24 protein-coding genes are annotated in these 24,061 nt (G+C 73.3%); 11 read left to right on the forward strand and 13 right to left on the reverse strand.

Features of this window, described 5'->3' with window-relative positions; translation table 11 throughout:
* Positions 1–10 precede the first annotated feature (10 nt).
* From ABD126_RS37155 to ABD126_RS37180, 6 genes are all read right to left on the reverse strand, one after another.
* Positions 11–982: a serine hydrolase domain-containing protein gene (locus ABD126_RS37155; RefSeq protein ID WP_343940078.1), complete on the reverse strand. Its 972-nt coding sequence runs from the start codon at positions 980–982 to the stop codon at positions 11–13.
* A complete protein-coding gene (locus ABD126_RS37160) occupies positions 982–1,881 on the reverse strand; it encodes a DUF6895 family protein (RefSeq protein ID WP_343940080.1) in 900 nt (299 codons plus the stop codon). Before ABD126_RS37160 ends, ABD126_RS37155 begins: the two co-directional genes overlap by 1 nt.
* Positions 1,878–2,594: a hypothetical protein gene (locus ABD126_RS37165; protein ID WP_343940082.1), complete on the reverse strand. Its 717-nt coding sequence runs from the start codon at positions 2,592–2,594 to the stop codon at positions 1,878–1,880. The genes ABD126_RS37160 and ABD126_RS37165 overlap by 4 nt, the downstream gene beginning before the upstream one ends.
* 25 nt (positions 2,595–2,619) lie before the next feature.
* Entirely contained in the window at positions 2,620–2,805 is a 186-nt protein-coding gene (locus ABD126_RS37170; protein ID WP_343940084.1) for a hypothetical protein, read from the reverse strand.
* A 535-nt stretch (positions 2,806–3,340) separates the two neighbouring features.
* Positions 3,341–3,724 carry a type II toxin-antitoxin system death-on-curing family toxin gene (locus ABD126_RS37175; RefSeq protein ID WP_343940086.1) on the reverse strand — a complete coding sequence of 128 codons (384 nt, stop codon included), beginning with the start codon at positions 3,722–3,724 and terminating at the stop codon, positions 3,341–3,343.
* A gap of 340 nt (positions 3,725–4,064) precedes the next feature.
* Positions 4,065–4,271, reverse strand: a complete 207-nt coding sequence (locus ABD126_RS37180; protein ID WP_343940088.1) for a type II toxin-antitoxin system VapB family antitoxin — start codon at positions 4,269–4,271, stop codon at positions 4,065–4,067.
* Between the two features lie 74 nt (positions 4,272–4,345).
* Between ABD126_RS37180 and ABD126_RS37185 the strand changes: the two genes are divergently transcribed.
* The gene (locus ABD126_RS37185; RefSeq protein WP_343940090.1) at positions 4,346–4,942 is read left to right on the forward strand and encodes a TetR/AcrR family transcriptional regulator; all 597 of its coding nucleotides are present in this window, start codon (positions 4,346–4,348) and stop codon (positions 4,940–4,942) included.
* Positions 4,943–5,012: 70 nt separating this feature from the next.
* Here ABD126_RS37185 and ABD126_RS37190 read toward each other — a convergent pair whose 3' ends face one another.
* A complete protein-coding gene (locus ABD126_RS37190) occupies positions 5,013–6,290 on the reverse strand; it encodes a glycoside hydrolase family 18 protein (protein ID WP_343940092.1) in 1,278 nt (425 codons plus the stop codon).
* A 223-nt stretch (positions 6,291–6,513) separates the two neighbouring features.
* Between ABD126_RS37190 and ABD126_RS37195 the strand changes: the two genes are divergently transcribed.
* Complete coding sequence (locus ABD126_RS37195) at positions 6,514–7,353, forward strand: SDR family oxidoreductase (RefSeq protein WP_343940094.1); 840 nt, start codon at positions 6,514–6,516, stop codon at positions 7,351–7,353.
* 87 nt (positions 7,354–7,440) lie between these two features.
* On the opposite strand, the gene upp is transcribed toward ABD126_RS37195, so the two are convergent.
* Positions 7,441–8,064, reverse strand: coding sequence for a uracil phosphoribosyltransferase (upp, locus tag ABD126_RS37200; RefSeq protein ID WP_343940096.1), 624 nt, complete (start codon positions 8,062–8,064; stop codon positions 7,441–7,443).
* A gap of 56 nt (positions 8,065–8,120) precedes the next feature.
* Between upp and ABD126_RS37205 the strand changes: the two genes are divergently transcribed.
* The 4 genes from ABD126_RS37205 to ABD126_RS37220 all read left to right on the forward strand — a co-directional run bounded on the left by ABD126_RS37205 (position 8,121) and on the right by ABD126_RS37220 (position 15,832).
* Positions 8,121–12,503, forward strand: a complete 4,383-nt coding sequence (locus tag ABD126_RS37205) for a trypsin-like peptidase domain-containing protein (protein WP_343940098.1) — start codon at positions 8,121–8,123, stop codon at positions 12,501–12,503.
* A 70-nt stretch (positions 12,504–12,573) separates the two neighbouring features.
* On the forward strand, positions 12,574–13,233 hold the full coding sequence (locus ABD126_RS37210) for a DUF1707 SHOCT-like domain-containing protein (RefSeq protein WP_343940100.1): 660 nt from the start codon (positions 12,574–12,576) through the stop codon (positions 13,231–13,233).
* A 71-nt stretch (positions 13,234–13,304) separates the two neighbouring features.
* Positions 13,305–13,703, forward strand: coding sequence for a hypothetical protein (locus ABD126_RS37215; protein WP_343940102.1), 399 nt, complete (start codon positions 13,305–13,307; stop codon positions 13,701–13,703).
* Positions 13,703–15,832, forward strand: a complete 2,130-nt coding sequence (locus ABD126_RS37220; RefSeq protein ID WP_343940104.1) for a polysaccharide deacetylase family protein — start codon at positions 13,703–13,705, stop codon at positions 15,830–15,832. The genes ABD126_RS37215 and ABD126_RS37220 overlap by 1 nt, the downstream gene beginning before the upstream one ends.
* Before the next feature lie 9 nt (positions 15,833–15,841).
* Here the strand turns inward: ABD126_RS37220 and ABD126_RS37225 are convergent, their stop codons facing one another.
* Positions 15,842–16,396, reverse strand: coding sequence for a cysteine hydrolase family protein (locus ABD126_RS37225; protein WP_343940106.1), 555 nt, complete (start codon positions 16,394–16,396; stop codon positions 15,842–15,844).
* Between the two features lie 128 nt (positions 16,397–16,524).
* Here ABD126_RS37225 and deoC point away from each other — a divergent pair, with 128 nt between their 5' ends.
* From deoC to ABD126_RS37240, 3 genes are read left to right on the forward strand one after another with little or no spacing between them, the layout of a single operon-like run.
* Positions 16,525–17,490, forward strand: a complete 966-nt coding sequence (gene deoC, locus ABD126_RS37230) for a deoxyribose-phosphate aldolase (protein WP_343940108.1) — start codon at positions 16,525–16,527, stop codon at positions 17,488–17,490.
* Complete coding sequence (locus ABD126_RS37235) at positions 17,487–18,920, forward strand: aldehyde dehydrogenase family protein (RefSeq protein ID WP_343940150.1); 1,434 nt, start codon at positions 17,487–17,489, stop codon at positions 18,918–18,920. Before deoC ends, ABD126_RS37235 begins: the two co-directional genes overlap by 4 nt.
* Positions 18,913–19,776: an aldehyde dehydrogenase family protein gene (locus ABD126_RS37240; RefSeq protein WP_343940110.1), complete on the forward strand. Its 864-nt coding sequence runs from the start codon at positions 18,913–18,915 to the stop codon at positions 19,774–19,776. The genes ABD126_RS37235 and ABD126_RS37240 overlap by 8 nt, the downstream gene beginning before the upstream one ends.
* A 4-nt stretch (positions 19,777–19,780) precedes the next feature.
* On the opposite strand, the gene ABD126_RS37245 is transcribed toward ABD126_RS37240, so the two are convergent.
* The 4 genes from ABD126_RS37245 to ABD126_RS37260 form a co-directional block, all read right to left on the reverse strand.
* A complete protein-coding gene (locus ABD126_RS37245; RefSeq protein ID WP_343940112.1) occupies positions 19,781–20,620 on the reverse strand; it encodes a carbohydrate kinase family protein in 840 nt (279 codons plus the stop codon).
* A 5-nt stretch (positions 20,621–20,625) separates the two neighbouring features.
* A complete protein-coding gene (locus ABD126_RS37250; protein WP_343940114.1) occupies positions 20,626–21,213 on the reverse strand; it encodes a Fic/DOC family protein in 588 nt (195 codons plus the stop codon).
* On the reverse strand, positions 21,210–21,800 hold the full coding sequence (locus ABD126_RS37255) for a type II toxin-antitoxin system antitoxin SocA domain-containing protein (protein ID WP_343940116.1): 591 nt from the start codon (positions 21,798–21,800) through the stop codon (positions 21,210–21,212). The genes ABD126_RS37250 and ABD126_RS37255 overlap by 4 nt, the downstream gene beginning before the upstream one ends.
* Positions 21,801–21,869: 69 nt before the next feature.
* A complete protein-coding gene (locus tag ABD126_RS37260) occupies positions 21,870–22,436 on the reverse strand; it encodes an SMI1/KNR4 family protein (RefSeq protein WP_343940118.1) in 567 nt (188 codons plus the stop codon).
* 130 nt (positions 22,437–22,566) lie between these two features.
* On the opposite strand from ABD126_RS37260, the gene ABD126_RS37265 reads away from it, so the two are divergent.
* Positions 22,567–22,890: a type VII secretion target gene (locus ABD126_RS37265; RefSeq protein ID WP_343940119.1), complete on the forward strand. Its 324-nt coding sequence runs from the start codon at positions 22,567–22,569 to the stop codon at positions 22,888–22,890.
* A gap of 3 nt (positions 22,891–22,893) precedes the next feature.
* Positions 22,894–24,057, forward strand: coding sequence for a bifunctional WXG100 family type VII secretion target/C40 family peptidase (locus ABD126_RS37270; RefSeq protein WP_343940120.1), 1,164 nt, complete (start codon positions 22,894–22,896; stop codon positions 24,055–24,057).
* The last annotated feature ends 4 nt before the right edge of the window (positions 24,058–24,061 follow it).

Raw genomic sequence — 24,061 nt, forward strand, 5'->3', positions numbered from 1 at the left:
GCAACCATGATCACGCGGTCGCCAGCGCGCGCAGCGCCTCGTAGGAGCGCTGGACGAACGGGTCGCGCAGGCCCGGACCCGAGTTGGCCAGCGCGACCAGCGCCGTCCCGGTGTCCGGGCTGTACCCGGCGAACGCGGTGAACCCGCGCGTGCCGCCCGCGTGGAACAGCAGCGTCCGACCGGGGCGGGCGCGGCGGTTCCAGACCAGGCACACGTCGTCCGTGGTGCCCGGCCGCACGACGCGCGGGCGGGCGACGTCGGTCAGCGCGGCGGCCAGCGGTGTGGCGTCCGGGTCGAGCAGGGCGGTCAGGTAGCGCAGCAGGTCCCGGGCGGTGGACCGGAGCGCGCCGGCTGCGGGCAGGCCCGGGATGTCCCACGGCGGACGGGGGCGGCCGTGCCAGTGGCCGGTCGCCTGGCGGGTGTCGGTGCAGTCGGTGTCGTGCAGGCCCAACGGGCGCAGCACGCGGTCGGCGAGCAGCTCCGCGTACGGGACGCCGGCGGCGCGGGCCAGCGCGAACCCCAGCAGGGCGACGCCGTAGTTCGAGTAGCGGTAACCCGGACGGGTCCTGGTGCGCGGCAGGGCGGCCAGGAGGTCGTCCGGGCCGAACGCCGCGTACGGGGTGCTGAACCACCTGGGCAGCGCGGTGCGCAGCAGGCCCGGCGGGAGCCTCGGCAGGCCGGACGTGTGGGTGGCCAGCTGGTCGAGGGTGATCGGGGCGGCGAGGGCTCCTCCGGGCAGGTAGCGGCGCACTTCGTCGTCGTGGGCGACCTCGCCGGCGGCGACCATCCGGGCCAGCAGGAGCGCCGTGAACGTCTTGGTCAGCGACCCGATCTCGAACCGGGTGGTCGGGGTGAGCGGGTCGCCGTCGCGGGCGGTCGTGCCGGACAGCAGGACGGTGTCCTCGTGCCGGCGGCGCGCGGCCACGGCGACACCGGTCGCGCCCGGTGCGGCGGACAGCAGCGGGACGAGGTGTTCGTCCATCAGGCCCCGAGCAGGCGGGACAGGGCGAGCGTCCCCGCGATCACGGCCACAACGGCGGGGTGCTGGTGGTCGGCGAACCGCGTGGCGGGGTCGTCGTCGACGGGGTCGTTGTCGCGGGGCAGGAGGCCGTCGGCGTGCTGGGCGTCGGCCAGGACCCGCCACTCGGCCGGGTCGAGGTGCGGTTCGGGCAGGCAGGCCCCGACGATGAGCAGCTCGCCGACGAGGTCCCACTGCGCCACCTCGGCCCACACGTCCACCCAGGCCGGCAGCCACATGGCCAGGTAGTCGGCGATGTCGCCGGGGAGGTCGTGCGGGCGGGCGCCCCAGTCGGTGAGGTGGAAGACGGTGTGGGTGAGGTGGTAGCCGGTGGACCAGTCGATCGCCCACGGCTCCGGCGTGCGGCCCAGCCAGGTGGCGCGGGTCAGGGCCGGCCAGTCCGGGTCGCGGCCGATGCCCGTGGTGCGGCGGGCGTTGGCGACGGCGAGGTTCCGGTTCGGCAGGACCTCCGTGGTGGCCCCGACGGCGGCGCTGTGCCGCAGGAGCGCGTGCAGCCGGTCGTGGCGCAGGCCGGCGCGGGCGAAGTGGGCGTAGGTCTCCAGCGGGTCGGTCAGCAGCCAGTGCCGCAGTTGGCGCTCGTAGAGCAGGTCGCCCGCGCGGAACTCCGACCAGGCGAAGTCCAGCAGCTCACGGGCCTGGGCGAGGGTGGCGGGCCCGGCCACGCCCTCGCGCAGCACGAGGGACGCGGCGAGCGCCGTCTCGCCCAGGGGCTTGTAGTGGCGGTCCGGGTCGCCGATGTCGGTGGCGCCCTCCGGGAACGCGCCGAGCCGGCGGTGGGTGTGCAGCCAGTCGAGGGCGGCGCCGGCGAGCTTGTGGGCGTGGTGGGCCACGGACGCGGTCACGCGGCCTCCAGCAGCCGGCGGGTCACGGCGAGGTCGAGGGCGAGGCGTGGTCCGGTGCCCGCGTAGAGGTGGAGGTGGCGGGTGAGGAGGACCGGGTCGAGCGGTTGGTCGACGCCGGCGTGGTGCAGCAGGGCGACCCAGCGGGCCAGCCGCACGGCGGTCGCGTAGTCGCGGCGCAGCACCGACCGGGTCACGCCCCGACCCAGCGCCTCGGCGTGGTCGAACACGGTCGCCACGACCGGGCCGCCCAGGCTGGGCAGGGCCAGCGGCGCGAGCTGGGCGACGTGCACCGACCAGGCCTGCCAAGCGCTTGCGTCGCCCAGCACGGCGGTCGCGTCGCCCGGTGGGCACGGGTCGGGTTCGCAGGGGTCGGCGAGGCGGAGGAGGGCGGTCGCGGTCGCCCAGTCGCGCCACGCCGTGACGTGCTGCTCGTGCGAGGCGGGCTCGCGGACCACGGGGAAGCAGGCGAAGGAGTCGGACACGACCTCGACGTCCCCCGGGTCGAGCAGGTGGTCGGCGAGCAGGTGCGGCGCGAACAGGTCGGCCCCCACCAACCGGACCGCGCCGAGGACGAGCGTCCGGTCGTCGGCGGCGTCGGCGTGCCGCACCAACCCGGGCCGCTCCCGACCGCGCAGGGCGTCGACCACCTGGCCGGCGAGCACGTCGGCCGCACCGGCCAGGGAGGTCTCGGCGAGGCGGCCACCGGTCGTCATCGGCGGGTGCCCCGGGCGGGGGTGGTCACCGGTCCTTCGGCTCCTTCGGTGTGGGGGGCGAGATGAGCAGCCCGAGAAGGAGTGCACCGGCGGCGTGGGGCTCGTGGAGCGGGGCGTCGCTGACGGCGGTCTCGGGTGGGGCCATGAGGGTGGTGAGGGCGGTGCACTGCTCGGCGGTGGCGACCGGGAGGGTCAGGGCTTGGAGGGCCATCGCGTTTCTCCTCGGGTAGGGACACTCCTGTGGGTGTCCGGGTGATTACGACTTCGAGTGCAACACAGCGGAGGGCGGTTGGGCCGGTGAACCATCCGTGTGAGTGACAAGAGGCGAAGAAAACGGGCGATGACCCGAAAGGTGTTGGCACGCCTGGGTTTTGATCGCGGGGGCCGGCGGGAGGCGGGTGGCAGGCGGGTTGTGGGCGGCGGCGCGGGCGGGCGGGCGCGAGCACGGGCGCGGGCGGCGGCGCGGGCGGGCGGGCGCGAGCACGGGCGGCAGCGCGGGCAGGGCGGCAGCGCGGGCAGGGCGGCAGCGCGGGCAGGGCGGCAGCGCGGGCAGGGCGGCAGCGCGGGCAGGGCGGCAGCGCGGGGCGGCGAGTGACGGTTGGCTTGTGCGGCGGTTGCCGGATATGGGCGCGGCAGGCCGGCTCGCCTGCGCGCGAGTCATCGCCGCCCGCGCCCGCACGCGTGACCCATCGCCGCCCGAGCCGGAGTAACCCGTGCGGTGTGTGCGGTGGTGGAGTGTGGGTGGGTCAGTCGTCCTTGGGGGTGCTCCACGCCTCCAGGTGGGCTGCCATGCCCGGGACGTCGATCTGTTCCCGGCCCAGTGCCCGCACCAGGTCCAGGGCCTCGTCCTCCTCCGCGTCTATCCACCAGCCGTTGATGTCGCACAACGTCACCGCCGCGACCCAGCCCAGCCGCCAGTTGCCCTCCGCCAGGGGCCGGGTGCGCACGATCGAGTCCAGCAGGGCCGAGGCTTTCAGCCAGAGCGTGTCGTATGCCTCGACGCCGAGCACTGTGGCCCGGGGCCGGTGCGCTGCGGAATCGAGGAGACCTAAGTCGCGCACGACCAGATCCCCGCCGGTGACGGCGGTCGCCAGCACGAGCAAGTCGCCGGCGTCGAGGTAGTTGACCACTGCTTGACGCGCTCCCTGTCCTGAGCGGCGGGGACTTCGGCGCGGCCACGCCTCGTCCGGGATGCCTCCGGCACCTCCACCCACCACTTCAGGTCCGTGTAACCCGAACGCACTACCGGCGTCGGGGATGGTGTCGACCGCGCGGCGCACCGAGGTGCACGCCGGCCACGGCCCGATCTTCAACGGCGCACCATACCGGGGTGCCCATCGGCGGCGGGCGCGTTCGCACCGGACCACGGGGGAACGGAGAGGACTACGTCGATTGAGCTGCATGAACCCAGACTATCGAACACCAGTTCGAACGTCAGGGCACTTCACTCGATCGGGAATGGATGAACCTTCAGGCCGAACCCATGCGGTCCAGCAGCCCGCGGTACTTCGGCAGCACGCGCCCGAGCACCTCGGACAGCTGCTCCTCCTTCTGCAACCTGGCCCACCGCTCGGCCAGCGCCAGCCGCACGACCTCCTGCTTCGACCGGCCCTCAGCCGCGGCCAGCTCATCGAGCCGCCGGTTCTCCTCGTCGCTCAGACGCAGGGTCATCGCCATGTCCAGCACGGTACCAACCTGATACCACACTGGCTAGAGCGAGTTTTATAACACTGTTGCGATAGAATGCGGGGGTGCCGCGACCGAAGACCCACGACGACGCCCTCCGCGTCCGCCTCCTGGACCGCGCGGGCGAACTGCTGTCCACCGAAGGACCGGGCGCACTGAGCTTGCGCAGGCTCGCGGCGGATGTCAACACGTCCACCACGGCCGTGTACTCGCTCTTCGGCGGCAAGCCGGCACTCCTGGACGCCCTCTACGAAGAGGCCTTCCGGCGCTTCGGCGACCGGCTCGCGGAACTGCCGGAAACCGACGACCCCGTCGAGGACATCGTCCGGATCGGCCTCACCTACCGCGAGAGCGCCCTGGCCGACCCGCAGTTCTACCTGGTCATGTTCAGCAAGGTCGTCCCGAACTTCACCCCATCGGACGAAACCAACGCCGCCGCGGCGGAGACGTTCACGCCGCTGGTCGCCAACGTCGGCCGGGCGGTCGAGTCGGGCCTGTTCGTGGACGCCCCGCTCGAACACATCGCGCTGGCCATGTGGGGCATGGTGCACGGCCTGGTCAGCCTGGAGCTGAACGGCAACCTGCCGCCGGGCGTCGAGATCGCCCCCGCCTACGAGCGCGCGATCCGCGCCCACATCGAGGGCTGGCGCAAGCGCTCGTAGCGGCGAAAAGGGTGGGGTCCGGGGAGGAGGCCGCCGCGAAACCTCCCCGGACCCCGGTGGACCGTCCTGGTCAGGACAGCCCGTCTTCGAGGGCGCGGATGAGCTCGCCGTCGGCGGTGTCGCCGTCCAGCGACCAGATCATCGCGCCGCCCAGCCCGCGTTCAGCCACGTAACGACCCTTGCGCTTGATCTCCACGGGGTCGTCCCACGTCCAGAACGTCGTGCCGTCGAACAGCCACGCGTGCCCGGCCTTCGGGTCGCGGTGCACGGTGAACTTGCCCAGTTGGGCCTTGAGGATGCGGTAGTCCTCGTACCCGGCCTCGTAGGTCGCGGGCGCGGGACCGGCCGCGGGCTGGAACAGGCCGTTGTTCTCGTTGCGCACACCGGTCCAGCCCCGGCTGTAGAACGGCACGCCCAGCACGGTCTTGCCGCGCGGCGCACCTCGGCGCAGGTAGTGGTCGATCGCGACCTGGGTGCTGAACTTCGGGCTGGTCGGGTCGGCCGCCGGCGTCCGCAGCGCGGACTGCTGGTTGGTCAACGGGTCCCACGCGCCGTGGTAGTCGTAGCCCTGGATGGTCGCGAACGTCAGCAGCGAGAACACCTTCGGGATCTCGAAGCCGCGGTCGGCCTGGGCCGGGTCGGCGGGCAGGAACGCCGTGAGGTCGTAGCGCTTGCCGGTCCGCCAGCTCAACGCGGTCAGCTGCTTGCGGTACTCCACCAGGAGGGCGGTGAAGTTCTCGCGGTCCTCGGGCCGGACCACGTTGCCCGGCGCGCCGGGGCTCGCGGGCCACTCCCAGTCGAGGTCGATGCCGTCGAACACGCCCGCCGCCGCGCCGGGCGCGGCGCCGACGAGGTTGCCCTTGAGCCACAGGTCGATGCACGACTTCACGTGCGCCGCACGGGATTGCGGCGTGAGCGCCGCGTCGGAGAAGTACTTGGACCCGGTCCAGCCGCCGAGCGAGATGTTGACCCGCAGCTTCGGGTGCTTGGCCTTGAGCTGCTTGAGCTGGTTGAGGTTGCCCAGCAGCGGCTGGCCCGCCTGGTCGGCCTCGCCGTTGACGCTCTGCTCCGCGGAGAACGGCCGCTGGTAGTCCGCCCACGGGTCGGAGCTGACGCACTTGCCGGTCTCGTCGAGGAACCCGAACGCGTAGTTCAGGTGGGTGAGCCGGGGCGCGGTGCCGTTGTCGACCAGGTTCTTCACCAGGAAGTTCCGGTCGTAGCCCGCCCAGTTCGTGTAGTAGCCGACCGTCCGCTTCCCGTCGCGGTCGTGCGCCGCGGCGTGCGGCACGAGCGACACGGTGAGCGCGGACGCCAGGAGGGCGGGGAGCACCCATCTCCTGCTCGACATGCTTCTCCTCGCGGGTGGAGGCGGCGGCTGTGTGGTCCAGACCACGGTAGGGCTGAGGTCTAGACCACCTCTACGGCCGTTCGGCCGAATCCGGTCATCCCGACCACTTCCGCTTCGGCTCACCGTTCACAGTTGGTGCAAAAGTTTGCATGTGCGCCGGGTGTGACGGGCGCGCTAGCGTGCCGGTGTTCAAACTTGAATACCCGATCCACGAGGGGGAACGGTGACGATCCTGGTGACCGGCGCGACCGGCAACGTCGGCAGGCACGTGGTGGCGCGGTTGGTGAAGGAAGGTGCGGATTTCCGGGCGTTGAGCCGCAACCCGGACAAGGCGGGCTTCCCGGCGGGCGTCGTGACTGTGAAAGGCGACCTCGCGCGGCCGGACGAGGTGCCGCTGGACGGCGTGACGGCGTTGTTCCTGCTGGCCGTGCTGGAATCCGACGACGCGGCCGGCCTCGCGGCGGCGTTGCTGGACCGGGCGCGCGACCTGCGGCGGGTGGTGTTCCTGTCCAGCGACGCCGTGACCAACCAGCGCCCCGGCAGCTACGAGTTGCACGAGTCGGTGGAGAAGGCCATCGAGGCGTCCGGCAAGGAGTGGACGCACGTGCGCCCCGGCGAGTTCATGTCGAACAAGCTCATCTGGGCGTCGAGCATCAAGCACGAGAACGTGGTCCGCCACGCCTACCCCGACGCGCCCGGCGCGCCGGTGCACGAGGCCGACATCGCCGAGGTGGCCGTGCGGGCGCTGCTGGACGACGGGCACGCCGGCAAGGCGTACCCGTTGAGCGGTCCGGAGTTGCTGACCATCCGGGAGCAGGCGGCGGCGATCGGCGCGGGCCTCGGGCGGGAGATCGGGTTCGAGGCGCTGACCTACGGGCAGGCGCGGGCGTCCCTGATCCGGGACGTGGGGCTGCCCTACGACGTGGCGGAGTACATCCTCGGCTACCACGCGCAGTTCAACGAGGAGCCGCCCGCGGTGTGGCCGACGTTCGAGGAGGTCGTGGGGCGGCGGGGCCGGACGCTCACCGAGTGGGCGGCCGAGCACGCGGCCGAGCTGAGCTGACCCCGGAGGGCCGCGCTGCGCACGGGGCCGAGCTGACCTGACCCCGGGGGCCGCGCTGCGCACGGGGCGTGCGCAGCGCGGTTCCCGTCAGACCGCGCCGTACTGGCGGTCGCCGGCGTCGCCCAGGCCCGGGACGATGAAGCCGGAGTCGTTCAGGCGTTCGTCGACGCTCGCGGTGACCAGGCGGACCGGCAGGCCGGAGTCCTCCAGGTGCTTGATGCCCTCCGGGGCGGCCAGGGCGCAGATCGCCGTCACGTCCGTCGCGCCGCGGTCGGTCAGCAGCCGGATCGTGTAGGCCATGGAGCCGCCGGTGGCGAGCATCGGGTCCAGCACGAAGACCGGGCGGCCCGCGAGGGACTCCGGCAGCGACTCCATGTACGGCGTCGGCTGCAACGTCTCCTCGTCGCGGGCCAGGCCCACGAAGCCCATCTGGGCGTCCGGGATCAGCTTGTGCGCCTGGTCGGCCATGCCCAGGCCCGCGCGCAGGACGGGGACCAGCAGCGGCGGGTTGGCCAGGCGGTAGCCGGTGGTCCGGGCGACCGGCGTGTGCACGCGCTCCTCGGCGACCGGGGCGTTCCGCGTGGCCTCGTAGACCAGCATCACGGTCAGTTCGTGCAGCGCGGCGCGGAACGCGGCGTTGTCGGTGCGCGCGTCGCGCATCGTGGTGAGCCGCGCCCGGGCCAGGGGGTGATCGACGACGAGGACGTCCATGGTCAGACAGTATGTGGTACAGGTAGGCGGTGCCCGACGGCTCCTTACCGCCCTCCGTGGCCCGGTTCGTGGACGGCTCGGGACGCACCGTCGGCGCCGGTGTGGTGTTGAGCCGCACGCACGTCGTGACCTGCGCGCACGTGGTCAACCTCGCGGCCGGGCTGGGCCTGCACGCCCAGGAGCGGCCGGTGGCGGCGGTGCGGGTGGAGTTCCCCGCGTTGCCGGGCGCGGCGGCGATGGCCTCGGTGGCGTCGTGGACGCCTCCCCCGGAGCGGGAGGGTTCGGCGGGCGGTGACCTGGCGGTGCTGGCGTTCGCCGCGCCGGACGGCGTCGAGCCCGCGCACCTGGTCACCACCCCGCCCCGGCCGGGCGACCCGGTGGACGTGTTCGGGTTCCCCCGCGACCGGCCGGACGGGGCGTGGGTGCGGGCGGTCGTGCGCGGGCGGGTGTCGGGCGGGTTGTTGCAGCTGGACAGCGTGTCGGCGCTGAAGGTGCAGCGCGGGTACAGCGGCGGGCCGGTGTGGGACCCGGAGACCGGCCGGGTGGTCGGTGTCGTCGTGACCACGGCCGGGCAGGACAGCTACGCGATCACGGCGGACCGGCTGCGGTCGGTGTGGCCGGAGCGGTGGCGGGAGCGGCGCGGGGACGCGGTGACCGTGCTGCACACCGGCGCGACGCGGTTCGGCGACGACGAGGCGCCCTGGTTCGGGCGGCTGCACGACGCGGTGGCCGACGTGCGGCCGGACCTGGTGGTGTTCTCCGGCGACCTGACCGCGGCGGCGCGGCCGAGCGAGTTCGAGCGCGGGTTCCGGTTCCTGGCGCACCTGGCGGAGGCGGTGGAGCTGCCGCGGTCGCGGGTGGTGGTCGTGCCGGGCGCGCGGGACGTGAACCTGTTGGCGTGCAGGGCTTATTTCGCGCAGGAGGAGGCGCTGGAGCGGACGCCCGTGCCGCCGTACTGGCCGAAGTGGGGTCCGTTCGCGGCGGCGTTCGACGCGTTCTACGACGGCGCGGCGACGTTCACGCCGGACGAGCCGTGGTCGGTGTTCGGACTGGCCGGGATCTCCGTGGTCGTCGCCGGGGTGAACTCGACGATCCCGCTCAGCCACGAGAACTCCGTGCCGGACGCCGGCGAGGCGCAGGTGACCCGGCTGAACCGGCGGCTGCGGGAGTTCCGGCGGCGGGCGTGGCTGCGGCTGGGCGTGGTGCACCGGGCCGCGCCGCCCAGGCTGGACGTCAACGCCGTGCTGTGCGGGCGCGACGACGGCGCGTGGTTCGACGTGGTGGCCTTCGGCCCGGACGGCGCGACGCGGCGGGCGCACCACTACGACCGCGACGACGGGCGCTGGGTCGCCGACACCCCGGACCGGCCCGCGTTCACCGGCACGTTCGGGCCGCGCGACCGCCGGCTCGACGCCGCCGCGCCGGCGCGGGACTCGTTCTTCGAGCGGGTGCTGGAGGCGACGCGGGTGGCGCACCCGGCCGCGACCGTGACGCCGATCGCCGAGCTGTCCTACCTGCGGGTGTCCGAGCCGCGGGAGGGCGGCGGGTTCGAGCAGTGGCCGGTCGGGGTGGTGGCGGAGGCCGCGCCGGACCGGCTGGACGCGTTCCTGACGGGCGTGCACAGCTCGTTCGCGGCGGCGGACCCGACGGTGCCGTCCGAGCTGGTCTACGGCGGCCCGCCGGCGCCCGCCGACCTGGTCCTGGCGGCGCGGCGCAAGGGGGTCCGGCTGCGCAGTTTCGTGGAGTACCAGGGGTTGCTGGACCTGCGCCCGCTGGTCGCGCGGCAGGCGCGGCGGCTGGCCGACGACCTGGTGTACCCGGCGGAGCTGTACGTGCCGCAGCGGTACGCGGTGGTCGGCACGTCGGAGGTGCGGGAGGACGTGCTGGCGCGGGTGGTCCACTGGCTGGGCCGCGAGACCGCGCGGTTCGTGGTGGTGCTGGGCGACTTCGGGCGCGGGAAGTCGTTCCTGTTGCGGCAGTTGACCCGTGAGCTGCCGCGGCACCTGCCCGGCGTGCTGCCGGTGCTGGTCGAGCTGCGGTCGCTGGAGAAGGCGCCGACGCTGGACGAGCTGCTGGCGCAGCACCTCGTGCGCGAGGGCGTCGAGGCGGTGGACGTCGCGAAGCTGCGGTACATGATCGGCAGCGGGCGGCTGGCGCTGCTGTTCGACGGGTTCGACGAGCTGGAGCTGCGGGTCGGCTACGACAACGCGGCCGACTACCTGGGCACGCTGCTCAAGGCCGTGACGGACCGGGCGAAGGTCGTGCTGACCAGCCGCAGCCAGCACTTCCGGTCCACCAGCCAGGTGCTGACCGCGCTGGGCCGGCAGGTGTCGGCGTTGAGCGCCAGCCGCAGCGTCGTGCTGGAGGACTTCACCGACGACCAGATCCTGGACTTCCTGACCCGGCACTACCGCGGCGACGCCGAGCGGGCGCGGCGGCGGTTCGCGTTGCTGGGCGCGATCAACGACTTGCTGGGCCTGTCCCGCAACCCGCGCATGCTGTCGTTCATCGCGGACCTGGACGAGGACCGGCTGCTCGACGTCCGCCGGGAGCACGGCCGGATCAGCGCGGCGGAGCTGTACCGCGAACTGGTGGACTTCTGGCTGTTGTACGAGTCCAAGCGGCAGGAGCACCGCCACGGCACGCCGTCGTTCGAGTTCGCCGAACGGCTGGCGGCGTGCACGGCGCTGGCGCTGCGGCTGTGGGAGACGACCGCGACCACGATCCAGGCGGCCGACCTGGCCGACACCGTGGTGTCCACGCTGAACCGGTTGGCGGAGCGGGGTTATTCGATCGACCAGGCCGCGCACGCCCTGGGCTCGGGGACGTTGCTGGTGCGCACCGAGAACGGGTTCGCGTTCGTGCACCAGTCGGTGGTGGAGTGGCTGGTCGCGCTGTCCGGGGCCGACCGGCTGCGGGCGGGCGCGGCTCCGGGCGTGACGAACCGGCGGATGTCCCGGCTGATGGTGGACTTCCTGTGCGACCTGGCCGGGCACTCGGTCGCGGTGGCGTGGGCGCGGGGCGTGTTGGCCGACGTGGACGCCGGCCCGGTGGAGAAGCAGAACGCGACGGCGGTGGTGCAGCGCTTGAACGCGCCCACCCGGCTGGAACTGTCCGGTGTGGACCTGCGGGCGACCGACCTGGGCCGGCTCGACCTGCGGGGGGCGCACCTGCGGGGGGCGGTGTTGAGCGGGCAGCGGTTGGTGGGCAAGGACTTGAGCGGGGCTGATCTGCGCGACGCCGACCTGTCCGGGGTGGTCGTGGTGGGTGGCAGCCTGGAGGGCGCGTTGTTGGCCGGCAGCCGGTGGCGGCGGGCGGCGTTGCTGGGTGTCCGGGGTGCGGTGCAGGAGGAGTTGGCGGAGGCGGCGGTCGCGGGTCGGGACCCGGCCGCGGTGGTGATCGAGCAGCCGACCACGCCCGAGCGGCAGGTGGTGGGGGTGGCGTTCACGCCCGATGGTCGGCGGCTCGTGATCGCGTGCGGCGACCTGCTCCGGGTGTTCGACCTCGTGACCGGTGAGCTGGTCTTCGCCTACCGCGACGACCACCTCCGGACGCTGGACCTCGCGCTGGACGGCTCGAAGGCGGTGACCACGAACGGCGCCGGGGAGGCGACGATCTGGCTCCTCGGCGACTCCACCGGAGCGGTGCGGTTGCCGGGTTCGCACCTCCGGTCGGCGGCGTTCTCCCCGGACGGCCTCCTCGTCGTCACCGCGGACGACGACGAGGCGATCGGGTTCTGGGACGGCGACACCGGCGCGCACATCCCGTTCCCGCGCCCGGACGAGCCGGTGGACGTGGTCCTCGCCCGGTACTCGCCGGACGGCCGGCACGTGCTGCTCGCCCACGACAACGGGTCCGCCACGCTGATGACCGGCGGGACCGCCCGCCCGTTGACCGGCCACCTCTTCGAGATCGGGGCGATCGCCGTGTCCCCCGACAGCCGGCTGGTGGCCACCGGAGCGGCCGACGGCGTCCGCGTTTCCGGCGTGGACGGCGGCGTGGTCAGCACGATCGAGGGGGACTCGGCGGTGCGGGGACTGGCGTTCTCGCCGGACGGCACGCTCGTCGCGGCGGCCTTGGCCGACGGCTCCACCTGGGTGTGGGAGGTCGGGGGCGGGCCGCGGTTCGTGGTGAACGGCCACCGGGCGGCGGCCGGGGCGGTCGCGTTCTCCCCCGGCGGCCGCCGGATCGCGACCGGCGGCGACGACGGCACCGTGCGGATCTGGGACGCCGCGACCGGCGAGGAGGTCGGGACCGTCGTGCTCGGCGAACGGGAGGTCGTCCTGCTGCCCGACGGCCACTACAAGGGGACCGACGAGCGGGTGTTCTGGGCGGTCAAGCGGGTGCGCTTCGAAGCCGGCGAACTCGACCCGCACTACCCGCACCTCCGCGGCCTCCGGCCGGGTCAGCCGCTGCCCGGCAAGGGGTTCGTCGGGTGACCGGTCGGCCCGCGCCGGCCGATCACCCGAGTGGTCGTCAAACGGGAGTGGCCCTCCTAGACTCACCCTGGTGAGTGACGAGTTGGTGCCGGACCCCAGTCGGATGCGCGCCTCGGACGCCGACCGCGAGCAGGTCGCCAAGGTGCTCCAGAAAGCGCACAGCGAGGGTCGGCTGGACCTGCACGAGCTGGACGAGCGGCTCGGGCAGGCCTACGCCGCCAAGACCTACGGGGAACTGGTGCCGCTCACCGCGGACCTGGGCATGACCGGGGTCGCGGTCCCGCAGCCCGTGCACCAGGTCCAGCCCCACCAGCCGCACCTGCCGTCGAACCGGATCGCGGGCACGTCCGGGCCGTCCACGTCCATCGCGTTCTGGTCGGGGATCGACCGCAAGGGCGACTGGGTCGTGCCGGCCACGCACAGCGTCGTCGCGATCATGGGCGGCGTGCGGCTGGACCTGACGCGGGCGCGGTTCGTGGGGCAGCACACCACGATCAACGTGTTCGCGTTCTGGGGTGGCGTGGAGATCTTCGTGCCCGAGGACGTGACCGTGCGGGTGGACGGCGCCGGGATCATGGGCGCGTTCGAGGACACCACCTACAAGACGCCGACCGTGCCGGGTGGTCCCGAGGTGCGCATCACCGGCGTGGCGATCATGGCCGGGGTCGAGGTGCGGCGGCCGAAGCGGAAGAAGCTCAAGGGTCACCAGCGCGACGAGTTGGAGGACTGAGACCCGCTTCTCACCCGGTCGTGTGACGGGCTAGTCTTCGGCGTCCCCGCCCCCGCCCCTTGCGATGTCGAATGACGACCACCACTGATCAGACCCCGGTCTTCGTGGACCCGAGCGGACGCCGCCGCCGCGTGCTGCGGCTGGTCATCGGCGTCGCCGTCGCCGGGGTGCTCGTCTACGTGGCGCTGCTGGTCGTGGCGCTGTCCGGTGGCCCGGTGAAGCCGTCGTCGCTGCTGCCGATCCCGGCCGCGGAGGACGCGCCCACCACGACCACCGCGCCGCCGGCCACCACGACGACCACCGACGCGGCCAAGCCTGCCACCACGGCCGGCACCACCACCCGGAAGACCGCGGCGGGCGCGCCGGCGGTCACGACGACCGCCGACCCGACGCCGCCGAGCACGCCCGGGAGCAAGCGCACCGACCCGCCGGGCGCGTCGAACCGGCCGACACCACCCGGCAAGGGCTGATGGCCCGCCCGTCGCCGCGCGCCCACTGGGTGCTGCTGACGCTGTCGATGCTGGTGCTGCTGGCGTTGCTGCTGCTGGACCTGTTCGTGGTGAAGCGGGTCGGCCAGGGCGAGGCCCCGGTCGCCGGGCCCGCGAACCACGTGCCCGAGGCGTTGCGCGCGGGCGGCCCGTTGATCGGCACCGACGGCGACAAACTGGTGTCGCGCGCGGCGCCGGACCGGACGGTCGTGCTGACCTTCGACGACGGCCCCGACCCGCGCTGGACGCCGCAGGTGCTCGACGTGCTGCGCCGCGAGGACGTCAAGGCCACCTTCTTCGTCACCGGCGTGGCCGCCGCGCAGCACCCGGACCTGCTCGAACGCATCGTCGCCGACGGCCACGAGGTCGGCCTGCACACGTTCACCCACGTGGACCTGAGCCAGATCGGCGAGACCCGCACCAGCCTCGAACTCGACCAGACGCGGCTCGCGCTGGCGGGCGCGGTGGGCCGCACCAGCACGCTGGTCCGCCCGCCGTACTCGGCGACGCCGGACGCGCTGGACAACGACGACCTGGCCGCCGTGGAACGGGTCGTGGCGTCCGGGCACCTGGTGCTGCTGTCGGACCTGGACACCGAGGACTGGCGCAACCCCGGCGCGGACGCCATCGCGGCTGCCGCGACGCCGAAGGACGACCGCGGCGCCGTGGTCCTGATGCACGACGGCGGCGGCGACCGCGCCCAGACCGTGGCCGCGCTGGACCGGCTGGTGCCGGCGTTGAAGGAGCAGGGCCGCCAGTTCCGGACCGCGAGCGACGCGCTGGGCCTGACCGACGCCGTGCAGGAGGCCGGTCCGGTGGAGCGGTCCGCCGGTGTCGCGGTGTCCTTCGCGGTGCGCGCGGCCGGGTTCGCGACCGACCTGATGGGCTGGCTGGTCGTGGTGTCGGCGGTCCTGGCCCTGCTGCGCGCCGTGCTGTTGCTGGGCACCACGGGCATCCACGCCCGCCGCAAACCCGGCCGGCACGCGCGGGCCCTGCCGCCCCAGCCGGTGACCGTGATCGTGCCCGCGTACAACGAGGAAGCCGGGATCGAGGCGACCCTGCGGACGATCCTGGCCAGCACCGCGGACGTCCGGGTCATCGTCGTGGACGACGGGTCCACCGACCGGACCAGCGAGGTCGTGCAGAGCCTGGCCCTGCCCCGCGTGGTGTTGATCCGGCAGCCCAACGCGGGCAAGGCGGCGGCCCTGAACACCGGTCTGCGGCACTGCCGGACCGAGCTGGTGGTGATGGTCGACGGCGACACCGTGCTGGAGCCGGACACCGTGCACGAGCTGGTGCAGCCGTTCGCCGACCCCCGGGTGGGCGCGGTCTCCGGCAACGCCAAGGTCGGCAACCGCACCGGGCTGCTGGGCCGGTGGCAGCACATCGAGTACGTGATCGGCTTCAACCTCGACCGGCGCATGTACGACGTCATGCAGTGCATGCCGACGGTGCCGGGCGCGGTGGGCGGGTTCCGGTTGAGCGCGTTGCGCGAGGTCGGCGGCGTCCCCGAGGACACCCTGGCCGAGGACACCGACCTGACCATGGCCCTGGAACGCGCGGACTGGGCCGTCACCTACCGGGAGTCGGCGCGGGCGTGGACCGAGGCGCCGGCGTCGCTGGGCCAGTTGTGGCGGCAGCGGTACCGGTGGTGCTACGGCACGTTGCAGGCGATGTGGAAGCACCGGGGCGCGGTGTTCGAGCGCGGCCTGGGCGGTCGGCTGGGCCGGCGCGGCCTGCCCTACCTGGCGCTCTACCAGGTGGTGCTGCCCGTGCTCGCGCCGGCGATCGACGTGTTCGCGGTGCTCAGCCTGTTCACCGACCCGGCCCGCGGCGCGTGGGCGTGGTTCGGCTTCCTGGTCCTGCAACTGGTCCCGGCCGTCATCGCGTTCCGGCTGGACCGGGAGAGCCTGCGCCCGCTGTGGGCGGTGCTCCTCCAGCCGGTGGTCTACCGGCAGCTCATGTACCTGGTGGTGATCCAGTCGGTGGTGACCGCGATCGCCGGCGCCCGGCTGCCGTGGCAGAAGCTCAAGCGCACGGGGACGGCCGCCCAGGCCGCCCCCGAACCGCTGCTGGAGGACCCCGTCACCGCGCCCATCCGCAGGCCCTGACGCGGGCGGTCAGCCGGTGAAGGTGACCTCCTGCGTGCTGACCGTCCCGCCCTTGCGGCCCGGCGCGCTCTGGTACTTCCAGTACAGGTTGGTGTGCGCGATCACCTGGGCGGGCGGCGGCGCGCCGTGGGCGCTGAGGTCCTCGGTCGTGTGCGCGTCGCCCACCAGCGTGGCGTCGTAGCCGCGGACCAGCGCCCCGTGGAGCGTGGACCGGATGCACGCGTCCGTCTGCGCCCCGGCCACCACCAGCCGGCCCACGCCGCGGGCCGCCAGCACGGCCTCCAGGTCGGTGTCCTCGAACGAGTCGCCGTAGTTCTTGTGGACCACGGGCTCGCCGGCGCGCATCTCCAGCTCGGGCACGTACTGCCAGCTCTCGCTGCCCTCCGGCATGTCGTCGTCGGAGTGCTGCACCCACACCACGGGCACCGACTCGGCGCGCGCCCGGTCGACCAGGGTGCGGATGTTGGCCACCACCGCGTCGCGGTCGTGGGCGGCGTCGACCGCGCCCTTCTGCACGTCGATCACGAGCAGCGCGGTGTGGGGCCGGTCGGGCAGGGTGGTCATGGCGACTCCTAGTCCGGGACGGTGCGAAAAGCCTGCCCCGATCGTACGAACAACCCCCGACAAAAGCCGCTGACCAGCGCGGACGGCTTCACTTAGGACGGGCGTCCCAATCCGCTTAGACTCGGGCCATGGCTGCCACATCGACTGCGCCGTCGCTGCCGCCGGCGCTCGCGGACGCGGTGCGCGACGACGCCTCGCTGCGCCGCTTCCTGCACGGATTGCCCGGGGTCGACCAGGTCGGGGTGGAACAGCGCGCGGCCGGGCTGGGCACGCGCAGCATCAAGAAGGCCGCCAAGCTGTGGGCCATCGACACCGCCATCTCGATGGTCGACCTGACCACGCTCGAAGGCGCGGACACGCCCGGCAAGGTGCGCTCGCTCGCGGCGAAGGCCCGGCGGCCCGACCCGGAGCGGCCCGAGGTGCCCAAGGTGGCCGCGGTGTGCGTGTACCCGGACATGGTCGCCACGGCGGTCGGCGAACTCGAAGGCACGGGCATCGACGTGGCGTCCGTGGCGACCGCGTTCCCGTCCGGCCGGTCCTCGCTGAAGGTGAAGCTGGAGGACACGGCGTTCGCGGTGGACGCGGGCGCGACCGAGATCGACATGGTGATCGACCGCGGCGCGTTCCTGTCCGGCCGCTACGGCCAGGTGTTCGACGAGATCGTGCAGGTCAAGCACGCCTGCGGGGACGCCCACCTCAAGGTCATCCTGGAGACCGGCGAACTGGCCACCTACGACAACGTCCGCCGCGCCTCCTGGCTCGCCCTGCTCGCGGGCGGCGACTTCATCAAGACCTCCACCGGCAAGGTGACGCCCGCCGCGACCCTGCCGGTGACGCACGTGATGCTCCAGGCGGTGCGCGACTGGCACACCCAGACCGGGCAGCTGCGCGGCGTCAAGCCCGCGGGCGGCATCCGCAGCACCAAGGACGCGATCAAGTACCTGGTGGCGGTGCACGAGGTCGCCGGGCCGGAGTGGCTGACGCCCGAGCTGTTCCGGTTCGGCGCGTCCACGCTGCTCAACGACCTGCTGATGCAGCGGCGCACCCAGTTGGAAGGCCACTACAGCGGCCCCGATTACGTGACGGTGGACTGATCATGTGGGAATACGCGCCCGCGCCCGAGTCGCGGGACATCGCGAACCTCAAGCCGAACTACCGGATGTTCGTGGACGGCCAGTTCGTCGAGGGCGGCGGTGAGCCGCTCAAGACCGTCAACCCGGGCACCGAGGAGGTGCTCGCCGAGGTCTCCACGGCCTCGACCGCCGACGTGGACAAGGCCGTCAAGGCCGCCCGCCGCGCCTACGACCGGGTCTGGGGCAAGATGCCCGGCGCCGAGCGCGCCAAGTACATCTTCCGCATCGCCCGCCTGGTCCAGGAACGGGCGCGCGAGCTGGCCGTCCTGGAGTCGCTGGACAACGGCAAGCCGATCAAGGAGTCGCGGGACGTGGACGTCCCGACGGCCGCCGCGCACTTCTTCTACCACGCGGGCTGGGCGGACAAGCTCGGCTACGCGGGCCTCGGGCCCGACCCCCGTCCGCTGGGCGTCGCGGGCCAGGTGATCCCGTGGAACTTCCCGCTGCTCATGGCCGCGTGGAAGATCGCACCCGCCCTGGCCTGCGGCAACACCGTCGTGCTCAAGCCGGCCGAGACGACCCCGCTGTCCGCGCTGGTGCTCGCCGAGATCATCCAGCAGGCCGACCTGCCGCCGGGCGTGGTCAACATCCTGCCGGGCGCGGGTGACGTCGGCGCGGCCGTGGTGAACCACCCGGACGTCGACAAGGTGGCGTTCACCGGGTCCACCGAGGTCGGCAAGGTCATCCAGCGGCAGCTCGCGGGCACCGGCAAGAAGCTGACCCTCGAACTGGGCGGCAAGGCCGCGAACATCGTGTTCGACGACGCCCCGCTGGACCAGGCCGTCGAGGGCATCGTCAACGGCATCTTCTTCAACCAGGGCCACGTGTGCTGCGCCGGGTCGCGCCTGCTGGTGCAGGAGTCCGTCGCCGAGGAGCTGCTGGAGAAGCTGCGGGTGCGGGTCTCGACGCTGCGCGTGGGCGACCCGCTGGACAAGAACACCGACATCGGCGCGATCAACTCGCGCGAGCAGCTGGCGAAGATCCAGGAGCTGACCGCGTCCGGCGAGGCCGAGGGCGCGCAGCGGTGGACGTCCGCGTGCCCGTTGCCGGACAAGGGTTTCTACTTCGCGCCCACGGTGTTCTCCAACGTGTCGCAGGCCATGCGGATCGCGCGCGAGGAGATCTTCGGGCCGGTGCTGTCGGTGCTGACGTTCCGCACGCCGGACGAGGCCGTGGCGAAGGCGAACAACACGCCCTACGGGCTGTCCGCGGGCATCTGGACCGAGAAGGGGTCGCGCATCCTGTGGGCGGCGCAGAAGATGCGCGCCGGCGTGGTGTGGGCCAACACGTTCAACCGCTTCGACCCCACCGCCCCGTTCGGCGGCTACCAGGAGTCGGGCTTCGGCCGCGAGGGCGGTCGCACGGGGCTGGAGGCGTACCTCGATGTCTGAGCGGATTTCCGTGGCGAAGACCTACAAGCTCTACATCGGCGGCGCGTTCCCGCGCTCGGAGTCGGGCCGCTCGTACCCGGTGACCGACACCAAGGGCGCCTTCCTGGCCAACGCGGCGCAGGGTTCCCGCAAGGACGCCCGGGACGCGGTCGCCGCCGCCCGCAAGGCGTTCCCGGGCTGGTCGGGCGCGACGGCGTACAACCGCGGCCAGGTGCTGTACCGGGTGGCGGAGGTGCTGGAGGGCCGGCGCGAGCAGTTCACCACCGAGGTCGCCGCGGCCGAGGGCGTGGCGGTCAAGAAGGCGCAGGCCCTGGTGGACGCGGCGATCGACCGGTGGGTCTGGTACGCCGGGTGGACGGACAAGATCGCCACCGTGCTCGGCGCGTCGAACCCGGTGGCGGGGCCGTACTTCTCCTTCTCCGTGCCGGAGCCGACCGGCGTGGTGGCGGTGCTCGCGCCGCAGCAGTCGTCGCTGTTGGGCCTGATCAGCGTGGTCGCGCCGGTCATCGCGGCGGGCAACACCGCGGTCGTGGTGACCTCGCAGGACCGGCCGCTGCCCGCGGTGACGCTGTCCGAGGTGCTCGCGACCTCCGACCTGCCGGGCGGGGTGGTCAACGTCCTGACCGGGCGCACGGCGGAGATCGCGCCGTGGCTGGCCTCGCACGCCGACGTGAACGCCCTGGACCTGACCGGCGCGCCCGAGGCGCTGCGGGCGGAGCTGGAGCAGTCGGCGGCGGGCACGGTCAAGCGCGTGCTGCGCGCCCGCCCGGCCGAGGACTTCACCCGCGAGCCGGACCTGTCCCGCATCCGCGCGTTCGTCGAGTCCAAGACCGTCTGGCACCCGATCGGGGTGTGACCGGTCAGTCCCCCGGCTTCGCGGGCGCGAGGTCGGGGGACGCCAGGCAGCGCGCGGCCTGTTCCGCGCCGGCCCGCAGCGCCGTGGGCGTGTCCGCGCCGGACAGGTGGGCGACCAGGTAGCCGGAGAAGAACGCGTCGCCCGCGCCGTTGGTGTCGACGATGCGGGGCACCGGCACGGCGTCCACGTGGTGGGTCTCGCCGGCCACCACGGCCGTCGCGCCCTTGGCGCCCTGGGTGGCGACCGCGCGGCCGTGCCGGGCCAGGAACGCGAGCAGCTCGGCCTCGGACATGCCGTCGTCGTTGAGGAACAGGTGGTCGGCGGCGGCCACGAAGTCCTGCTGGAACGCGGACTTCCCGTCGTAGTCGTGCACGTCGCACCACACCGGCACGCCGCGCTCCCGGGCCGCCGCCAGGAACGGCCGCGCCGGGTCGGCCAGGTCGATGACGGCGGCGTCGGCGGCGGCCAGGGCGGCGAGGGCGCGGGCGTCGTGCTCGGCGGTGGTCAGCGAGGGCAGTTCGAGGTAGATCGACAGCCGTCCGCCCTCGGGGGTCATCAGGTTCAGGTGCTGCTCGCTGGCGGGCGCCCGTTCCGCGATCACCTCGACCCCGGCCGACGTCAGCACCTCGGTGATCCGGCGGCCCTCCTCGTCGTCGCCGATGACCGTGCGCAGGGTGACCTCCGCGCCCAGGTACGCGAGGTTGAGGGCCTTGCCGGCGGACGTGCCGCCCAGCGTGGTGCGGTGGCCGCGGGCGAAGACCGTGTGCGGGCGCGGCTCGGGCAGGTGGTCGAGTTCGACCAGGCGGTTCCACGACACGGGTCCGGCGACGAAGACCTTCGGCATGGCGATCATTGTGCCCGTGCCGGGCGGGTCACCTCGGCCAGCAACCCCCGCAGGGGCTCCGCGGAGCCGCTCATCGACTCCCGGCACGCCGACCCGAACGCCGTCGGTTCCAGCGAGCCGAAACCGACGACCCAGCCCGCTTCCAGCGCCAACTGCCCGAAGAACGCCCGCTGCGTGCGGCCGTTGCCCTCCCGGAACGGGTGCAGCGCGTTGACCTCGGCGAAGTAGTGCGTGAACCGGTCGAGGAACGCCGGTCCGGCCAGGTCGCGCAGGTACTGCTCCTTCTTCAGCTCGCCGAACAGCCAGTGCGCGTAGGGCTCGACCTGCTGCCACGCCGCGAAGGTCGCGGTCTTGGTGATGTTCACCCGCCGCACCTCGCCCGCCCACGGGTAGAGGTCGCCGAAGATGTGCCGGTGGAACTTGCGCAGGTGGGCCAGGTCGTACAGCCCCGGCAACGGGGTGATGGCCAGCTCGCCCAGGCGCAGGGCGCTCAGCCGGGCCTCGGCGCGGTCGCACTCCGCGCGGTCGGTGAGGCCGAAGTGGTTGCGGAGGACGCCGGTGGTGGGGTCGGTGTAGGGGTCGGCCGAGGTCACCGGTTGCGGATGGCCTCGATTTCCCGGGCGATGGCGTCCTCGACGGTCAACTCGCCCGCCGCGACCGCGCGCATCGTGCGCTCGGTCTCCGCCGGGACGTCCAACCCTTCCAGGCGCACGCTGGCCACGGCGTCCGCAAACGCTTGCTCCGGGTCGCGGAACAGGCGGCGGAAGTAGCGGGCCATGGCCTCGTTGGACAGGGGGGCGCTGCTGGGCTCGGACTCGGGCAGGTCGCCGCGCGCCTCGCGCCACGGTCCCTCGGCGTGGGCCATGTCGCTCAGCTCGTGGCGGCTGAACTTGCCGTAGCGGTCGACCACGTCGTCCACCACCGCGCGTTCGCGGTCGGACAGGCCGCGCGGGTCGCCCTCGTCCCACTCGCCGACCCGGGTCTGGAAGCGGTGCCGGTGGTAGACCTCGGGCACCACGGGCCCGCGCCGCCACGCCTCGATGCGGGCGTCGAACATCGGCTCGTCGTACTTCGCGAGGTGCCAGGCCTGGGCGTAGTAGAGCAGCTTCTGCAGCTTCATCGGCGACTCGGGGCCGGTGGCGTGCAGCACCGCCGCGGCCACGTCGTGCACGTCCGCCATACCCGCCCCCACAGCGCCTGACCAGCGAAAACCCGTAACCTCGATGATACCGGAACGTGGTGTCCGCCGTCAGTCCGTCCGCCAGGTCAACCGGCCGTCGGTGGTGATCACCGGCTCGCAGTGGCCGAGCCGGCCGCGGTGCTCCAGGGCCGTCGCCACCTGGTCGAGCATCTCGTCCAGGCTGGTCCACTCGGGCTTGAGCATCTCGCCGCGCTCGCGGTCCCACTCGACCACGCACCCGGACAGCACGCCGGGGCGCAGGTCCACCGCCAGGGCGTCGCCGCAGCCGTCGAAGGCGATCGGCAGCCACTTCGGGTGGAAGCCGACCGTGGGGGTGCCCGCCTCGGAGTCGAGGTCGACCGGCCAGAACCGCTCCTTGAGCCGCCACGAGCGCAGCGCGTTCGTGGGGCCCAGCGGCGTGTAGAACGGGGGCAGCACCTCGGCGAACGCCAGGTTCTGCGTGCCGCCGCACACGGCCCACCACGCGCGCAGGTCCTCGGGCGGCGTGAGACCGCTCGCCACCTCCAGCGCCTCGACGGCGGCGGCGTCCTCGGGGGCGATGAACGCGGCAGCGGTCGAGGTGGCGTGGTCGGCGAGCCACGCCACGATCCGCTCCCAATGGCGCAGTGCTCCCACGCACCCATGATCAGGTGCGGACGGCGCGCGGGGTACCGCCCATCAGGGGAGGATCTGCCCGAATGCCCGACGGGACCGGGTCGGATCGGGCAGGATCGCGGTCGTCAGCAGCACCAGCAGGGGGGTTTGGGTGAACTCGGGTTTCGCCGTCGACACCGCGGCGCTGACGGCCTACAGCGGCACCGCTTCGGGCCTGGCGGGCGAGGTCGGCGCGATCGGCACGTCCACGTTGGCCGGCACCACGTCGCTCGCCGCGGGCAGTTTCGGCAGGATCGGCGACGAGGTCGGTCTGGGGGCGGCGTTCCAGCAGGCGGCGCAGACCCAAGTGGACGGTGTGGCCGCCGCGTCGAGCGGGCTGTCGGCGTTCGCCACGGCCGTGTCCAAGGCCGCCACCGCCTACACCGAGCAGGAGGCGCAGCAGGGCGCTTCACTCAACCGCGCGTACCGGGTCTAGCGGATGTTCGACGTAGCCGGGTTCCTGGCTTCCCTGATCCAGCCCATGAAGGACGACCTGGCCAAGCTGGAGGGCGACACCGGTGGCGCGACGCGCGCCGCGGACTCCTTCGGGCGGGCCGCCTCGGCGCTGACCGAGGTCGACGGGCGGCACACCAGCGCCGCCAACACCGTGCTCGGCACCTGGTACGGCGAGAAGGCGACCGCGTTCCAGGGGCGCGTCACGTCGTTCTCCAGCGGCGTGCAGTTGTTGTCCCGCAACGCGACCGCGACCCAGGACGCCGCCACCACGGCGGTGAACGCGGTCAACTCCGGCAAGACCGCCATCCAGGGCCTGATCGACGACTTCACCGGCTACGCGCAGCCCCGGCTGGCCGCCGCCGTCGCCGCGTCGCTGTTCGGCGGGATCGGCGCGGTGCTCGCGGTCGCGGCGGACGTGGTGGCCAAGGCGCGCGAGTACGAGGGCAGGTCGAAGCAGGAGCTCGACCGCGTCCGCACCGAGCTGACGAACGTGGCGAACCGGCTCAAGGCGTTGCCCGAGCCGGACTTCAAGGGGCTGGGCGACCCGCTGGGCGTCGAGTCCGGCGGTGACACCAAGGTGTCGTCGGTCGACGACGGCGGGCGCGACCCGTCCTCGCCCGGCACCCCCGGCGGCGGTGGCGGCTCCGGCGGCGGCGGTGGCGGCGGCGGTGGTGGCGGCGGTGGGGGTGGCGGTGGGGGCGGCGGCCCGTCGGGTCCGCGCCTGCCGGTCGCGATCCCGCCGCAGCCCGGCACCGGCGTGGGCGTGAACCTGCCCGACGGCAGCAGCGCCGAAGCGCCCAACGAGACCGCGGCGAGGGCCGTGCGGGCCGCGCTGTCCGCGCTGGGCACCCCGTACGTGTGGGGCGGCGCGAACCCGCCGCAGGGCACCGACTGCTCGGGCCTGACCCAGTGGGCGTACGGGCAGGCGGGGTTCGACATCCCGCGGCCGGCGTCCTCGCAGGCGATGGGCGCGTCCGTGCCGCCGGGCCAGTTGCTGCCCGGCGACCTGGTCGTGTGGGACGGGCACGTGGCCATGGTGATCGGCAACGGGCAGATGGTGGAGGCGGGCGACCCGGTCCAGGTGAACCCCATCCGCACGGACAACATCGGCATGGGCTTCATGGGTTTCTACCGACCGACGGGCTGAGGAC

Origin of the sequence: Saccharothrix mutabilis subsp. mutabilis (assembly GCF_039521145.1) — a bacterium.
Taxonomy (GTDB): domain Bacteria; phylum Actinomycetota; class Actinomycetes; order Mycobacteriales; family Pseudonocardiaceae; genus Actinosynnema; species Actinosynnema mutabilis.

What these genes read in the sequence shown, in the direction of transcription:
- ABD126_RS37155 (WP_343940078.1), bottom strand. Translation starts at nt 982, where the DNA reads ATGGACGAACACCTCGTCCCGCTGCTGTCCGCCGCACCGGGCGCGACC.
- ABD126_RS37165 (WP_343940082.1), bottom strand. Translation starts at nt 2,594, where the DNA reads ATGACGACCGGTGGCCGCCTCGCCGAGACCTCCCTGGCCGGTGCGGCC.
- ABD126_RS37170 (WP_343940084.1), bottom strand. Translation starts at nt 2,805, where the DNA reads ATGGCCCTCCAAGCCCTGACCCTCCCGGTCGCCACCGCCGAGCAGTGC.
- ABD126_RS37180 (WP_343940088.1), bottom strand. Translation starts at nt 4,271, where the DNA reads ATGGCGATGACCCTGCGTCTGAGCGACGAGGAGAACCGGCGGCTCGAT.
- ABD126_RS37190 (WP_343940092.1), bottom strand. Translation starts at nt 6,290, where the DNA reads ATGTCGAGCAGGAGATGGGTGCTCCCCGCCCTCCTGGCGTCCGCGCTC.
- upp (WP_343940096.1), bottom strand. Translation starts at nt 8,064, where the DNA reads ATGGACGTCCTCGTCGTCGATCACCCCCTGGCCCGGGCGCGGCTCACC.
- ABD126_RS37215 (WP_343940102.1), top strand. Translation starts at nt 13,305, where the DNA reads ATGACGACCACCACTGATCAGACCCCGGTCTTCGTGGACCCGAGCGGA.
- ABD126_RS37220 (WP_343940104.1), top strand. Translation starts at nt 13,703, where the DNA reads ATGGCCCGCCCGTCGCCGCGCGCCCACTGGGTGCTGCTGACGCTGTCG.
- ABD126_RS37225 (WP_343940106.1), bottom strand. Translation starts at nt 16,396, where the DNA reads ATGACCACCCTGCCCGACCGGCCCCACACCGCGCTGCTCGTGATCGAC.
- deoC (WP_343940108.1), top strand. Translation starts at nt 16,525, where the DNA reads ATGGCTGCCACATCGACTGCGCCGTCGCTGCCGCCGGCGCTCGCGGAC.
- ABD126_RS37240 (WP_343940110.1), top strand. Translation starts at nt 18,913, where the DNA reads ATGTCTGAGCGGATTTCCGTGGCGAAGACCTACAAGCTCTACATCGGC.
- ABD126_RS37245 (WP_343940112.1), bottom strand. Translation starts at nt 20,620, where the DNA reads ATGCCGAAGGTCTTCGTCGCCGGACCCGTGTCGTGGAACCGCCTGGTC.
- ABD126_RS37255 (WP_343940116.1), bottom strand. Translation starts at nt 21,800, where the DNA reads ATGGCGGACGTGCACGACGTGGCCGCGGCGGTGCTGCACGCCACCGGC.
- ABD126_RS37270 (WP_343940120.1), top strand. Translation starts at nt 22,894, where the DNA reads ATGTTCGACGTAGCCGGGTTCCTGGCTTCCCTGATCCAGCCCATGAAG.